The organism is Acinetobacter sp. 226-1, assembly GCF_030329325.1.
In the GTDB taxonomy this organism is placed as follows: Bacteria; Pseudomonadota; Gammaproteobacteria; order Pseudomonadales; family Moraxellaceae; genus Acinetobacter; species Acinetobacter sichuanensis.
In genome coordinates this window covers 324,670-337,722 of sequence record NZ_JACANU010000003.1, presented here as the reverse complement: position 1 = coordinate 337,722, position 13,053 = coordinate 324,670, and the positions used below count along the sequence as shown (strand labels likewise).

Genomic DNA, 13,053 nt, shown 5'->3' with positions numbered 1-13,053 from the left:
TTATTTATTTACATGGATTAGCTATGTTGAAACTTAAGCTGACGTAATTGTTTGGCATGCTGCAAAGTCGTTTCATTAATTTCTACGCCACCCGTCATACGAGCTAGCTCTAAAACTAATTGTTCTTCTTTAAGTTCAATGATCGTACTGCTTGCAGGGTCTGTTTGAAGCTTTTTGACTAATAAATGTTGATCAGACTGAGCTGCAACCTGAGCTTGATGGGTAATACATAAAATTTGTACATGCTGCCCTAAACTCGCCAACAAACGCCCAACAATTTCAGCTGTTCCACCACTGATTCCAACATCAATTTCATCAAATACTAAAACTTCAGATTCGGTTTTTTCAGCATTCATGACTTGCATAATCAAGGCGATACGAGATAGTTCACCTCCAGATGCGACACGCGCTAAAGGTTGTGCGGGTATACCTTTATTTGCTGTAAAAAGTAACTGAATAAAGCTTAAGCCTTCAGCCGATGCTTGTTCAAGTGGATCAAAACGGAACTCAAAATAAGCTTCTGGTAATGCCAATTGTTTAACTTGTTCTGTTAATTGTTTTGCCAGTGGTGGTGCTGCTTCACGACGAATTTGGTCAAGATATTGGGCTTTATTTAAAAAATCTTGCTGTGATAGTTCCACTTGCTCCGCTAAAGTTTCGGGGTCTTCAAGTTGATGTAATTTTTGCAACTCTTGTTGCCATTCGTCATATTCGGTTTTGAGTAACTCAGGTTGAGTACGATATTTGCGTGCTAAACGATGGAAAATTTCCAATTGAGCATTAAGCTGCTCCATACGTTCAGGGTCAAAACTTTGACGATCAATAAATTGACGTAAATTTGCTGTGGCATCTTCAAGTTCACTTTGCGCATTTAACATCGAATTATAAATTTCAGAGAGTTGTTCACTGCGTCCTGCATGCGATTCAATACGACGCAATAAAGACGATAATTCTTGCGTAATATTTTGTTCAGAGTCATCCAAAACATTTAAGCTATAACTACAGTCTTGCATAATATGCTCATGATGACTCAGACGATCAAATTCTTGCTCAATCTCTTTATAATCAATAGAAATGACTTCTTCGAGTTCTTCAAGTTGCCGCTCTAAAGTTTCAATGCGTTGTAAGCGTGTGGCTTGGGCATCTAAAGCAGCCTGATGCATTTTAATGTTTTTTTGCCAAATGCTATAGGCATCTCGCACCGCTTGAGCAGGTAGATGAAAGTCGCTATAACGGTCAAGCCAATGTTTAGGATAAGGCGGTTCTAACAGTTGTTGCTGACTATGCTGACTATAAAGCTGGACTAATAAGCGTCCAATTTCTTTTAGTTCAGACAAGCTGCTTGGGCGACCATTAATCCATGCTTTGCTACGACCTGTCGCAAAAATCACACGGCGTAGATGAATTTCACCAGATTCGTCATCAAGTTCATGTGTTTTGAGCCAGAGCGCTTCAGGGCTGTCAGCTTGATAACTAAAAATAGCAGTAACATCTGCTTTTTCAGTGCCATAGCGTACATAATTGGTGTCAGTGCGTTCTCCTAAGCATGCTGATAATGCATCTAAAAGTAACGATTTACCAGCACCAGTTTCACCTGTTAAAACATTAAAACCTTGTTCGATATCAATCGCAAGGTGATCTGCCAGAGCAAAGTTAAGTAGATTTAAATGTGTCAGCATACACGCATCCAAGCTGCGGAAAGTTCGGTTCTAAGATAGTCAAATTTTGTTTTAGTCACAAGTCAGAACAAATTCTAAAGGGTGATGAATTTTAGATATTTTAGCTTAATTTAAAAGAAAAAATAATGATCTGACTGATAATTTCATTTTCTGTAAAATAGCATATTTTTACTTCATTTATTTTGCTTAAACAATAGATTGATTAGTTTGACCAGTACAATTAAACTAGCGCAACGACTATAAATTTTAGTGTGCATTATCTGGAGATACGCATGCCTACTCAGTTTGATCATGTATCAGTGATAAAAAAATCAAACGTTTATTTTGGTGGTTTATGTATTAGCCACACAGTACAGTTTGAAGACGGAACGAAAAAAACTTTAGGGGTAATTTTACCAACTGAAGAAGCGCTTACCTTTGAAACTCATGTGCCTGAGCGTATGGAGATTATTTCAGGTGAATGCCGTGTCAAAATCGCAGACAATGAAGAAAGCGAGCTTTTCCGTGCTGGACAATCATTTTATGTACCAGGCAATAGCCGTTTTAAAATTGAGACAGATGATGTGCTCGATTATGTTTGCCATTTAGAAGGCTAAATTCAACAAAGTGCGATGCAGATAAGCAAGGCAATTTGAGCTTAAATCGGTTAAACTAGATATTCAATGAAATCCTGTAAAGTTGGCTTTGCAGGATTTTTCTTTTCTATTTTGATAAGTCACTTGAGGTCGTTCATGGCGAAGCCCGAATATTATTATGGCGTGCATTCAGTTGAGTCATTATTGGAGTTAGAACCAGAACGTGTTTTAACTCTTTTTACTTTAAAAGGTCGAGAAGACCAACGCTTACAACATATTTTACAAATGGCTGAACCTTTTGGTATTAGTGTTCAAAAAGCCAGTCGTGATAGTTTAGAAAAGCTAGCAGGCTTGCCATTTCATCAAGGTGTTGTGGCAGCAGTACGCCCACATCCAGTATTGAATGAAAAAGATTTAGAGCAGTTGTTGCAAGGTGAACAGCAACCGTTGTTACTCGCTTTAGATCATATTACTGATCCGCATAATTTAGGTGCATGTATTCGTACTGCAGCAGCGATGGGTGTTGCAGCTGTGATCGTGCCACGTGATCGTGCGGCAAGCTTGACACCAACAGCACGAAAAGTTGCGGCAGGTGGTGCTGAAAAAGTAAAATTTATTCAAGTGACCAATTTGGCACGTACTTTAGGGCAAATCAAACAAGAATTTAATGTTCGTGTTGTAGGTACGATGCTTGATGAAAAAGCCTTGCCTATTCAACAATTTGACTTTACAGGAACACCTGTTTGTGTCGTGATGGGAGCAGAGGATACAGGTTTGCGTCCTATTACACAGTCACAATGTGATCAAACAGTTTATATTCCAATGTCAGGTAACTTACAGAGTTTAAATGTGAGTGTAGCGACAGGCATGGCGCTTTATGAGGCATGTCGTCAACGCCAAAGTCATTAATTTTACTATTTTTTAATTTTATTCGAGAAAGATCATGATGACCTCCCGCACGCAAGGCTATGTTTTTGTAGCAATCACGATGTGTATATGGGGAGGTTTCACGATTACATCAAGGCTAAATGCACTTTGGCATATTAGCCCTTGGGATATTACGGCTTTACGCTTTTCTTTGGCATTTTGTATTTTAATGCCTATTTTGATTATCAAAAAAGACACCGCATTTTTGTGGAAGAAAGAGCCTTTTATCTTGGCAATGTTAGGTGGTGTGATTTACTGCTTAACCTCCTATAGCGCTTTTCATTATGTCCCTGCGGCACATGCAGCTATTTTTTTAAATGGCTGTATTCCTTTAACCACAGCGATTGCGGCATTCTTTTTGTTTCAGCAGCCTTTTGACCGAAATACATGGATTAGTCTTGTCATTATGATCAGTGCGGTTATTTTAATGAGTGCGCTAATGTATCAAGAAACAGGGGTTGCTTTTGGTTTTGGTGATGGATTATTTTTTCTAAGTGCAATTTGGTGGGGCATTTTTACAGTTTTATTAAAGCAATGGAAATTGTCTGCATGGCACAGTATGGCAGGCGTCGCAATTTGGTCTGCGATTATTTACATTCCTATTTATTTATTATTTTTACCGAAACATTTAGATCAAGCGAGTTTTTCTCATTTGGCGATTCAGACTATTTTTCATGGTATTTTTGTCGTTATTATTGCAACTTTAAGCTATGTAGAAGCGATTAAACGTTTGGGTGCATTTCAAACAGGAAGTATTGTGACACTGGCTCCTTTTATTGCTGCAATTATTGCTGTGCCATTGTTAAATGAGCCTTTAAGTTTGGCTATGTTATGTGGTCTAGTTGGTATGGGAATTGGCGCACTACAACCTTGGCGTTGGCTAGGACGTAAAGATACTTTACAAGTAAAATTAGATCAGCAAAAAAATGAAAAATAGCGTTTAATTATCGTGAAAGTGATCATTAAAATATGCTTACTTTTTCTGATTTTTAATTACCCAATGTGTTGTGCGAGTTTTAAATAGCTTTGGTGTAAAGGTTTTAGTTTTGCATACAAATGTTCTAGCTGCCCATCATTCATTACAATATCATCTGCAATCGTATGCTTTTTTGTTCGAGGCATTTGTGCTTCAATAATTTTTTTAATCTGTTCAATATCTTGACCATCACGTTGTGACGCTCTTGCAATTTGTAACTCTTCTGTCGCATCAATCAATAATGTATGTTGAGTTAATTCATGTTGATTAGTTTCAAATAGCAGTGGAGATACTAAAATGACATAAGGGCTTGTTGCTGCTTTCAGTTGTTCAATGATTGAGTGTCGAATAGCAGGGTGTGTAATGGCTTCAAGCTGTTGGCGTGCTTGAGGGTCTTTGAAGATGTGGTCACGTAAGGCTCTACGGTTGAGTTCACCATTTTCGAGTAATGCCCAAGTACCAAAAGTTTCAGCAATTTTTTGTAAGGCAGGTTCACCTTGAGCAACAATTTCACGGGCAACAAGATCAGCATCAACGACTTGAATGCCTTGAGACTCAAACCATTGAGTTGCTGCTGTTTTTCCGCTACCAATACCACCTGTTAAGCCCAAAATAAATGTCATTATTAAACCCTGTTATGATTGACCGAGGTAAATTTTCATAATTTGTTCGCCCCATAAAAAAGCAATCCAACCTGCAATAGCAATGTAAGGACCAAAAGCGAAAGGCTGATTTTCTTTACGAACTTTGAGTAAAATAATACCAATGATTGCGCCGACTAAGGAAGACAATAAAACAATGAGTGGGAGCATGAGAGGACCCATCCATGCGCCTAGAGCAGCGAGTAATTTGAAATCACCATAGCCCATGCCTTCTTTACCAGTAATGATTTTAAAGAGATAGTAAACGACCCATAAGCATAAAAAGCCAATGATATATCCCCAAATCGCAGAATTTGCTGAGGTATAAATTGCGAAACTGTTAATACCTAAGCCAAGTGCTGCAAGGGGTAGGGTAAAACGATCGGGTAATAGTTGAGTGTCAAAATCAATAAAGGTTAAAGCAATAAGTACCCAAGTGAGTATAAGACCAAACAACATAGCAAGTGTAGGTCCATAAACTGCAACGACAATTAAAGAACATGCAGCAGTCAATAACTCAATAAACGGGTAGCGAAAACTGATCGGGTTTTGGCAAGTACCACATTTACCTTTTAGAAATAACCAACTTAGAACAGGAATATTTTGATACCAATGGATTGGTGATTTACATTTTGGGCAAGTAGAAGCAGGTGTACTTAATGTTAATTTACTTTGATCAATGATTGGCTGTTCAGGATGAAGCAAAAATTGACATTCTTGATGCCACTCTTGCTCCATCATTTTGGGTGTTCTATAAATGACAACATTTAAAAAACTACCAATACATAAACCGAGTAGACCAATAGCCATATAAAGGGCACTCGGTGTTGAAATAAAATAGTTAAGTATTTCGGTCATTAGACTACTGAGCCCATTTGGAAAATTGGTAGATACATTGCAATGACCAGTCCACCAACAAGTACACCGAGTACAGCCATAATTAAAGGCTCCATCATAGAAGTGAGTCCATCGACAGCATTATCTACTTCATTTTCAAAGTGTGTTGCAACCTTATCAAGCATGGCATCTAGAGAACCTGATTCCTCACCAATTGCTACCATTTGGATTGCCATAGATGGGAATTTGTTGGTTAAACGCATAGCAAACTGTAATTGTTGACCTGTTGCGACATCATCACGAATTTTCATTACGGCTTCTTCATAGACGACATTATTCGTTGCACCTGCTGTAGACTCGAGAGCATCAATTAATGGAACACCCGCTGCAAAAGTTGTTGCAAGTGTACGGCTATAACGCGCAATAATCGCCTTATAAACTAAATCGCCAAAAATAGGGGCTTTAAGTGCGGCTTTGTCTAAAAAGTCACGGAATTTTTTACTTCGTTTTTTGGTTTCTAAGAAAGCGGTAATGGCTACAGCAATGCCAATAAGTAAGACAAACCAATAACTTTGCATCCATTTGGACATATTTACGACCATTTGGGTAAAGGCTGGCAAGTCTGCACCAAAGGAAGAGAATAGATCTTGGAAGACAGGAACAACCTTTACCATCAGAATCATGGTTACAACAATTGCAACGACAATAACTGCTGCTGGATATTTCATGGCTTTTTTAATTTTTTGTTTTAAAAGTTCACTTTTTTCTTTATAAATTGCAACACGATCTAGCATCGTTTCTAAAGCACCCGATTGTTCACCTGACTCAACTAAGGAGCAAAATAAACGGTCAAAATGTTGGGGATATTTCTTGAGTGCACCTGCGAAAGTATTTCCGCCTTCAACTTCGCCTTTAATTCCAAGTACAACTTCACGCATTGCAGGGTTATCTAAACCTTCAGCAACAATTTCAAAACTTTGTACTAACGGCACACCCGCTTTCATCATGGTTGCAAGTTGTCGTGTAAAAATCGTGATGTCTAAAGTACTCACTTTTTTCTTCATTAAACCTTCGAGAATATTTTTCTTTTTTTCTCGAATCGTTTTAATGTTAATGCCTTGTTTTCTTAAGGTAACTTTAGCCAATGCCATATTGCGGGCAGGTAACTCTCCTTTAATTTTGACCCCTTTGCGGTCAACCCCGTCATAAATGAATGTTGGCATCATTTGAGCTTTCTTGATCGCCATAACGATATTCCTTTTTTTAATTTGTTTATTCGCTAGTTACGCGATTGATTTCTTGTAGTGATGTTAAGCCATTCATGACTTTGATTAAGCCTGAGCGTCGCAAATTATTAAACCCCGATCTGTTCGATGCTTCTGCAATTTCAAGTGCATTGCCATCTTCCATAATAATTTTTGAAATTTCAGGTGTAACTTTCATAACCTCATAGACACCGACTCGACCTTTATATCCTTCTCGACATTCAGGACAACCGACAGGCTGGAAGATTTGAAAATCTGGATTGGATAAATCTTGTTCAGTGAATCCCATTTCTAACAGGCTATTTTTGGGAATTTCTACAGTTGTTTTACAATGTGAGCATAAGCGGCGAGCGAGTCGTTGTGCAATCACTAAATTGACTGATGTTGCAATATTAAAAGAAGGCACACCCATATTTCTTAAACGGGTTAATGTTTCAGGTGCACTATTGGTATGTAATGTAGACATAACCATGTGACCTGTCTGTGCGGCTTTAATCGCAATTTCGGCTGTCTCTAGGTCTCGAATCTCCCCCACCATGATAATGTCAGGATCCTGACGTAAAAATGATTTGAGCGCGACAGAAAAAGAAAGTCCGACTTTAGGGTTCACGTTAACTTGGTTAATACCTTCTAAGTTAATCTCAACAGGGTCTTCGGCTGTAGAGATATTAGAATTTTCTGTATTTAAAATATTTAAACCCGTATATAACGAGACTGTTTTACCCGAACCTGTGGGTCCTGTAATCAGTAACATGCCTTGAGGTTTATCTAAAGCTTCCATAAACAAAGCTTTTTGTTCTTCTTCGTATCCTAAAGCATCAATACCTAACATTGCACTGGAAGGGTCAAGAATACGCAGTACGAGCTTTTCACCAAAAAGGGTTGGAAGAGAGTTTACACGGAAATCAATGGCTTTGGTTTTAGACAGTTTGAGCTTAATACGACCATCTTGGGGAATACGTTTTTCAGAAATGTCCATTTGTGACATGACTTTTAAACGAGAAGCAAGTCTGGTTGCAAGTTGTAGTGGGGGATTTGTAATGCTTCTTAATACACCATCTACACGATAGCGTACCCGATATGACTTTTCATATGGTTCAAAGTGTAAATCTGATGCACCCATACGAATCGCATCTACAAGAAGTTTATTGATGTATTTGACAATCGGTGCTTCTTCACCTGACTGATTATCATCTTGCTCTTCCGTAGTATTGACTTCATCTGTTGAAATAATATCAACGTCAATGTCATCACCACCAAAATCGAAATTTACTTGTTCAGTAAAATGCTTTTCTAAACAATTAACTAACTTATTATGTTCAACAATAACAACTTCAATATTTAAGCGGCTATTTAAGCGAGCTGCATCTAGCGCTTCAATATTGGTTGGGTCACTGATAGCAATATGTAAGACATTTCCACGCTGTACGAGAGGAACCATCAAATGTTTATGCAAAAGACTACTTTCAATCAAATCTTTTGAAAATTGAGTGGCATCAAAGCTATCTAAGTCAAATAATGGCTCAGCAAACTCTAAAGCAATTGTTTCTGCAATCATCAAAGGCTTTAAATTTGCGTGCTCAATGAGATAAGCCACGATATTGAGCTTATTTTTCTTAGCATTATCTAAAGCAGACTGCATTTGTTGTGCAGAAATTGCCCCATCATCTACTAAGCGACGAATAAACCCCGAAAACTTCGGTGAGCCTTGCTGTTGTACCATCCCCAATACACCTTTAATTTATTCATTTTATAATTTAAATACTTAGCATTAAAAAATACTGTCTATCTTAGACTTCTTTGCTTTGGTCTTTGTTGTCGATAGTTCAATATTTTTACATTTTAAATTGATTTATCTAGGTTTTTAGTATCCCCATACCAAAACCGTTGTATAAAAAATTTGAAATGTGATCTAAAGTATTTTGAATAATAATTATATTAACCAAAGATGCTCAGAAGCTAAAGCGCTTGATCTACTTTTTTGGTTGTAAAATGCAAATAAATCACCCAATTCAATGGTCACTGGTCGTTTTGTTACAAAAATGTCAGAATTATGCAAGATGAAAGCCAAAAAATTAAAACAAGCCAAGAAAGAAAAAAGCATAAATACTTAAAAATCCGTGTAGAATGTGGGCATTTTTCGAGAATAGGGTTAAGTGTATGTCGGGTTCGACGATTATTCCTTGGGTTGTCGGCAATTGGAAAATGAACCCAATGCAAGCGAATTCGCAGCAACTCATCCAAGACTTAAAGCAACAATTAAAGCAAAATCCTATTTCTGAACAGCAATGTCGTATAGGCATCGCCCCGATTTCTATTGCATTACTTTCTGTTCAGCAACAATTACTAGATGCTTCTTGTGAAATTTTAAGTGTTGCACAAGATCTTTCGCGTATAGCAGGTACAGGTGCATATACAGGTGAGGTCAGTGCTGAGTTACTTAAAGATAGTCATATTGACTATGTTTTAATTGGTCATTCTGAGCGCCGTGAAATTTTTGGTGACAATGTGAATGTCATTCAAGAAAAAGTAAAAAATGCACTCAATGCAGAAATGAAAATTATCTACTGTGTGGGTGAAAGCTTAGAACAACGCGAAGCTGGGCAAGCAGAGCAAGTCGTTTTACAACAAATTTGTGATATTGCAGCGCTTGTAAAAGCAGAACAATGGAACAATATTATTGTTGCTTATGAGCCGATTTGGGCGATTGGTACAGGTAAAACAGCCTCTCCTGAAGATGCTCAGACCATGCATGCGAAAATTCGTGAAGGTTTATCACAAATCACACCATTAGGTGCAGAGATTGCAATTTTATATGGTGGTAGTGTAAAACCTGAAAATGCAGCTGAGTTAGCAGCATGTGCAGATATTAATGGTGCACTCGTTGGTGGTGCCTCTTTGAATGCTGAGTCTTTCTATCAAATTGCTCAAGCATTTGCAAAATCAAAATAATAGGAGTTCAGCATGCATAATTTTGTGCTGGTGGTACATATCATTTTAGCCGTATTGATGATTGTACTGATTCTTGTACAACACGGTAAAGGTGCAGACGCTGGCGCTTCTTTTGGTGGTGGTGGCGCAGCAACTGTATTTGGTGCATCAGGTTCAGCAAACTTTTTGACACGTTTAACTGCAATTTTAACTGCCTTATTTTTTGTGACCAGTATTAGTTTGGCAGTATTTGCAAAAAAACAGACCACAGATGCTTATGGTTTAAAAACTGTACAAAGCACATCGCAGCCAGCAGCCCCTTTACAGCAGAATACGGGTGAAACTTCGCCAGCTGCACCAAAATAAATGTAAAATTTGCAATTAAACCTTTCAATTTGTGACACAAGCTACTAGAATGCGTCACAGCTGCGGTGGTGGTGGAATTGGTAGACACGCTACCTTGAGGTGGTAGTGCTTTCGGGCGTGGGGGTTCAAGTCCCCCCTTCCGCACCAAATTTATATCCAGAATCTATAAATTTGGTGTTTGCAGCAAAATCTGTTGATGCGGGATGGAGCAGTCTGGTAGCTCGTCGGGCTCATAACCCGAAGGTCGTTGGTTCAAATCCAGCTCCCGCTACCAATCAATTTTATTTTAGAAGCAAACTAAAATAAACAACTTAGAGAGTTAAGTTGAGATAAATATTTGCGATGTTGATGCGGGATGGAGCAGTCTGGTAGCTCGTCGGGCTCATAACCCGAAGGTCGTTGGTTCAAATCCAGCTCCCGCTACCAATCAATTTTATTTTAGAAGCAAACTAAAATAAACAACTTAGAGAGTTAAGTTGAGATAAATATTTGCGATGTTGATGCGGGATGGAGCAGTCTGGTAGCTCGTCGGGCTCATAACCCGAAGGTCGTTGGTTCAAATCCAGCTCCCGCTACCAAGTTTCTAAAGAGGGCTCACAGATAGGTGGGCCTTTTTGCACAGTGGGCTTTTAGTTTTCTGTGTAATAATAGGGGCGAATTTCGCCCTTTTTTATTGGCTATCGTGTAGTGTCGATATGAGCCGTATAGGCAAAGTTAAAGTGTCATGTTTCACTACTACTATAGTGTGTATGGGTCTGTGGTGATCTATTAAGATCATAATCGCACAAAATGACGAGAGTAAATGAAGCTATCAAATAAAACTCAAGCACTTCAAGATTTAATTGTTCCTGCAGTGCAAGCTTGTGATGTAGAACTTTGGGGTATTGAATTTTTACCTCAAGGTAAGCGTTCTTTATTGCGTATTTATATCGATAAAGAAGTAGATAAAAATGCTGAGCCTATCATCAATGAAGATGGTGAGGTAGAGTCAGGTCAAGGCGTAGGCGTACAAGACTGTGTACGTGTGACTCAGCAAGTCGGTGCAATACTTGATGTGCATGACCCAATTTCGGGTGAGTATGCATTAGAAGTATCATCTCCAGGTTGGGATCGTCCTTTTTTTGAATTGAAACAAATGTCTCAATATGTTGGTCAACAAGTTGCACTTCGCTTAATCGCAGCCGTTGAAAACCGTCGTAAATTCCAAGCAAAACTTGTTGCTGTTGATCTTGAAAATGAAATGATTCAAGTTGAAGTTGAAAAACAACAAGTATTGGAAATTGACAGCAACAATATCGACAAAGCCAATTTAATCTATCAAGACTAAATTAATTTTAACGAATAAGAATTTGAATAGTAGGTGACTTATGGGCCGTGAAATTCTTACCGTTGCAGAGACGGTTAGTAATGAAAAAGGTGTTAGTCGTGAAGCAATCTTTGAAGCGCTTGAGCAAGCTCTTGTTGCAGCAACAAAGAAAAAATTCTACGAAGGCACAAATTCTGAAGAAGCACAGTTACGCGTAGAAATTGATCGTAAAACAGGTGAGTACAGTACTTTCCGTCAATGGGAAGTCGTTGCTGATGAAGATCATGAAATGCCTGCTTGCCAAGATGCAATCTCAGATGTAGATCCTGCAAAATGGTCAATCGGTGACATCCGTGAGCTTGAAGTACCTTCAATTGAGTTTGGACGTATTGCTGCACAAATTGCAAAACAAGTCATTGTGCAAAAAATCCGTGAAGCGGAACGTGCATTGATTGCTGAAGCTTATGAATCTAAAGTTGGTGAGCTGATCTATGGTGAAGTGAAAAAACAAACCAAAGATGGCTTTATTATTGACTTAGGTGATAATGCAGAAGCGTATTTAGCGCGCGAAGAAATGATTCATAAAGAAATTCTTCGTCCTAAACAACGTATGAATGCGATTTTATATAGCGTAAATAAAGAAGGTCGAGGTGCGCAATTATTATTGTCACGCGCTAAGCCTGAAATGTTGATCGCATTGATGAAAAAAGAAATTCCTGAAATTTCTGAAGAAATCATTGAAATTAAAGCAGCCGCACGCCAACCAGGTGTTCGTGCTAAAATTGCAGTGAAAACGAACGATCATCGTATTGATCCTGTTGGTGCTTGTATTGGTATGCGTGGTACACGTATTCAAGCAGTACAATCAGAATTGAATGGCGAACGAATAGATGTTGTCGTGTGGTCTGATGATCCTGCTCAATATATTGCAAGTGCTTTAGAGCCAGCAGATGTATCGGGTATTGTGATTGATGAAGAAGAACGTACTGCAGATATTATTTTTGCTACTAGTGATCAATTAGCGCGAGCAATTGGTTCACAAGGTCAAAATGTTCGTTTAGCGTCTGAGCTTACAGGTTATAAGCTCAATATGATGCTTGAGGATGAATATCGTGCTCGTCAACAAAATGAAGCACAACAATATTTAGATATGTTTGTTACACGTCTTGATATTGAAGAAGATCTTGCAATGGCATTGGTTGAAATGGGCTTTACTTCTCTAGAAGAAATTGCTTATGTGCCAGTGGAAACATTTGACGAAATTGAGCTAGATGCTGAACTTGTTGAAATGTTACAAGCTCGTGCGAAAGAAGTAGCCTTAGCTGATGCTTTAAAGCAGCAAGAAAATATTCAAGAGCCAAGTCAAGAACTTCTAGAAATGGAAAGTATGACTTCTGAAATTGCATATGCTTTAGCGGCTCGTGGTGTTATTACAGTGGATGATTTAGCTGATCAAGCAACTGACGATATCGCAGATATTGAAGGTTTAAATGTTGAGAAAGCGGGTCAACTCATTATGAAAGCGCGTGAATCATGGTTTAACTAGGAGG

At 38.4% G+C, this 13,053-nt stretch carries 12 protein-coding genes and 4 tRNA genes; 11 read left to right on the top strand and 5 right to left on the bottom strand.

Translation table 11 applies throughout. From position 1 onward, the window contains the following. Positions 1-17 precede the first annotated feature (17 nt). On the bottom strand, positions 18-1,679 hold the full coding sequence (gene recN, locus HX124_RS07695) for a DNA repair protein RecN (protein ID WP_286383031.1): 1,662 nt from the start codon (positions 1,677-1,679) through the stop codon (positions 18-20). Between the two features lie 272 nt (positions 1,680-1,951). Between recN and ppnP the strand changes: the two genes are divergently transcribed. From ppnP to HX124_RS07680, 3 genes are all read left to right on the top strand, one after another. After that, positions 1,952-2,275 carry a pyrimidine/purine nucleoside phosphorylase gene (gene ppnP, locus HX124_RS07690; protein WP_107007149.1) on the top strand — a complete coding sequence of 108 codons (324 nt, stop codon included), beginning with the start codon at positions 1,952-1,954 and terminating at the stop codon, positions 2,273-2,275. Between the two features lie 135 nt (positions 2,276-2,410). After that, the gene (gene rlmB, locus HX124_RS07685) at positions 2,411-3,163 is read left to right on the top strand and encodes a 23S rRNA (guanosine(2251)-2'-O)-methyltransferase RlmB (protein WP_286376081.1); all 753 of its coding nucleotides are present in this window, start codon (positions 2,411-2,413) and stop codon (positions 3,161-3,163) included. 37 nt (positions 3,164-3,200) lie between these two features. Continuing rightward, the gene (locus HX124_RS07680; protein ID WP_502872815.1) at positions 3,201-4,118 is read left to right on the top strand and encodes a DMT family transporter; all 918 of its coding nucleotides are present in this window, start codon (positions 3,201-3,203) and stop codon (positions 4,116-4,118) included. A 56-nt stretch (positions 4,119-4,174) separates the two neighbouring features. On the opposite strand, the gene coaE is transcribed toward HX124_RS07680, so the two are convergent. Genes coaE through pilB form a run of 4 tightly spaced genes read right to left on the bottom strand, consistent with a single transcriptional unit; the run spans position 4,175 to position 8,623 of the window. After that, a complete protein-coding gene (coaE, locus tag HX124_RS07675) occupies positions 4,175-4,780 on the bottom strand; it encodes a dephospho-CoA kinase (protein WP_286383033.1) in 606 nt (201 codons plus the stop codon). A gap of 12 nt (positions 4,781-4,792) precedes the next feature. Further along, positions 4,793-5,656: a prepilin peptidase gene (locus HX124_RS07670; RefSeq protein ID WP_286383034.1), complete on the bottom strand. Its 864-nt coding sequence runs from the start codon at positions 5,654-5,656 to the stop codon at positions 4,793-4,795. Further along, positions 5,656-6,882 carry a type II secretion system F family protein gene (locus HX124_RS07665; protein ID WP_286383035.1) on the bottom strand — a complete coding sequence of 409 codons (1,227 nt, stop codon included), beginning with the start codon at positions 6,880-6,882 and terminating at the stop codon, positions 5,656-5,658. Before HX124_RS07665 ends, HX124_RS07670 begins: the two co-directional genes overlap by 1 nt. A gap of 25 nt (positions 6,883-6,907) precedes the next feature. Continuing rightward, entirely contained in the window at positions 6,908-8,623 is a 1,716-nt protein-coding gene (gene pilB / locus HX124_RS07660) for a type IV-A pilus assembly ATPase PilB (RefSeq protein WP_286383036.1), read from the bottom strand. Positions 8,624-9,060: 437 nt separating this feature from the next. Here pilB and tpiA point away from each other — a divergent pair, with 437 nt between their 5' ends. The 8 genes from tpiA to nusA all read left to right on the top strand — a co-directional run bounded on the left by tpiA (position 9,061) and on the right by nusA (position 13,049). Continuing rightward, entirely contained in the window at positions 9,061-9,852 is a 792-nt protein-coding gene (gene tpiA, locus HX124_RS07655) for a triose-phosphate isomerase (protein WP_107007142.1), read from the top strand. A 12-nt stretch (positions 9,853-9,864) separates the two neighbouring features. Further along, positions 9,865-10,197 carry a preprotein translocase subunit SecG gene (secG, locus tag HX124_RS07650; RefSeq protein ID WP_107007141.1) on the top strand — a complete coding sequence of 111 codons (333 nt, stop codon included), beginning with the start codon at positions 9,865-9,867 and terminating at the stop codon, positions 10,195-10,197. Between the two features lie 62 nt (positions 10,198-10,259). Then, positions 10,260-10,344: transfer RNA gene (locus HX124_RS07645), tRNA-Leu, on the top strand. Positions 10,345-10,394: 50 nt separating this feature from the next. Further along, positions 10,395-10,471 (top strand) — tRNA-Met (locus tag HX124_RS07640). Positions 10,472-10,546: 75 nt separating this feature from the next. Continuing rightward, positions 10,547-10,623, top strand: a tRNA-Met gene (locus HX124_RS07635). A gap of 75 nt (positions 10,624-10,698) precedes the next feature. Further along, positions 10,699-10,775: transfer RNA gene (locus tag HX124_RS07630), tRNA-Met, on the top strand. A 224-nt stretch (positions 10,776-10,999) separates the two neighbouring features. Next, positions 11,000-11,524: a ribosome maturation factor RimP gene (gene rimP, locus HX124_RS07625; RefSeq protein WP_107007140.1), complete on the top strand. Its 525-nt coding sequence runs from the start codon at positions 11,000-11,002 to the stop codon at positions 11,522-11,524. 40 nt (positions 11,525-11,564) lie between these two features. Beyond that, positions 11,565-13,049 (top strand): transcription termination factor NusA, encoded by a 1,485-nt coding sequence (gene nusA, locus HX124_RS07620; protein ID WP_286383733.1) that lies wholly within the window; start codon positions 11,565-11,567, stop codon positions 13,047-13,049. Positions 13,050-13,053 lie beyond the last annotated feature (4 nt).

What these genes read in the sequence shown, in the direction of transcription:
- recN (WP_286383031.1), bottom strand. Translation starts at nt 1,679, where the DNA reads ATGCTGACACATTTAAATCTACTTAACTTTGCTCTGGCAGATCACCTT.
- secG (WP_107007141.1), top strand. Translation starts at nt 9,865, where the DNA reads ATGCATAATTTTGTGCTGGTGGTACATATCATTTTAGCCGTATTGATG.
- ppnP (WP_107007149.1), top strand. Translation starts at nt 1,952, where the DNA reads ATGCCTACTCAGTTTGATCATGTATCAGTGATAAAAAAATCAAACGTT.
- pilB (WP_286383036.1), bottom strand. Translation starts at nt 8,623, where the DNA reads ATGGTACAACAGCAAGGCTCACCGAAGTTTTCGGGGTTTATTCGTCGC.
- HX124_RS07670 (WP_286383034.1), bottom strand. Translation starts at nt 5,656, where the DNA reads ATGACCGAAATACTTAACTATTTTATTTCAACACCGAGTGCCCTTTAT.
- rlmB (WP_286376081.1), top strand. Translation starts at nt 2,411, where the DNA reads ATGGCGAAGCCCGAATATTATTATGGCGTGCATTCAGTTGAGTCATTA.
- tpiA (WP_107007142.1), top strand. Translation starts at nt 9,061, where the DNA reads ATGTCGGGTTCGACGATTATTCCTTGGGTTGTCGGCAATTGGAAAATG.
- rimP (WP_107007140.1), top strand. Translation starts at nt 11,000, where the DNA reads ATGAAGCTATCAAATAAAACTCAAGCACTTCAAGATTTAATTGTTCCT.
- nusA (WP_286383733.1), top strand. Translation starts at nt 11,565, where the DNA reads ATGGGCCGTGAAATTCTTACCGTTGCAGAGACGGTTAGTAATGAAAAA.
- HX124_RS07680 (WP_502872815.1), top strand. Translation starts at nt 3,201, where the DNA reads ATGACCTCCCGCACGCAAGGCTATGTTTTTGTAGCAATCACGATGTGT.
- coaE (WP_286383033.1), bottom strand. Translation starts at nt 4,780, where the DNA reads ATGACATTTATTTTGGGCTTAACAGGTGGTATTGGTAGCGGAAAAACA.
- HX124_RS07665 (WP_286383035.1), bottom strand. Translation starts at nt 6,882, where the DNA reads ATGGCGATCAAGAAAGCTCAAATGATGCCAACATTCATTTATGACGGG.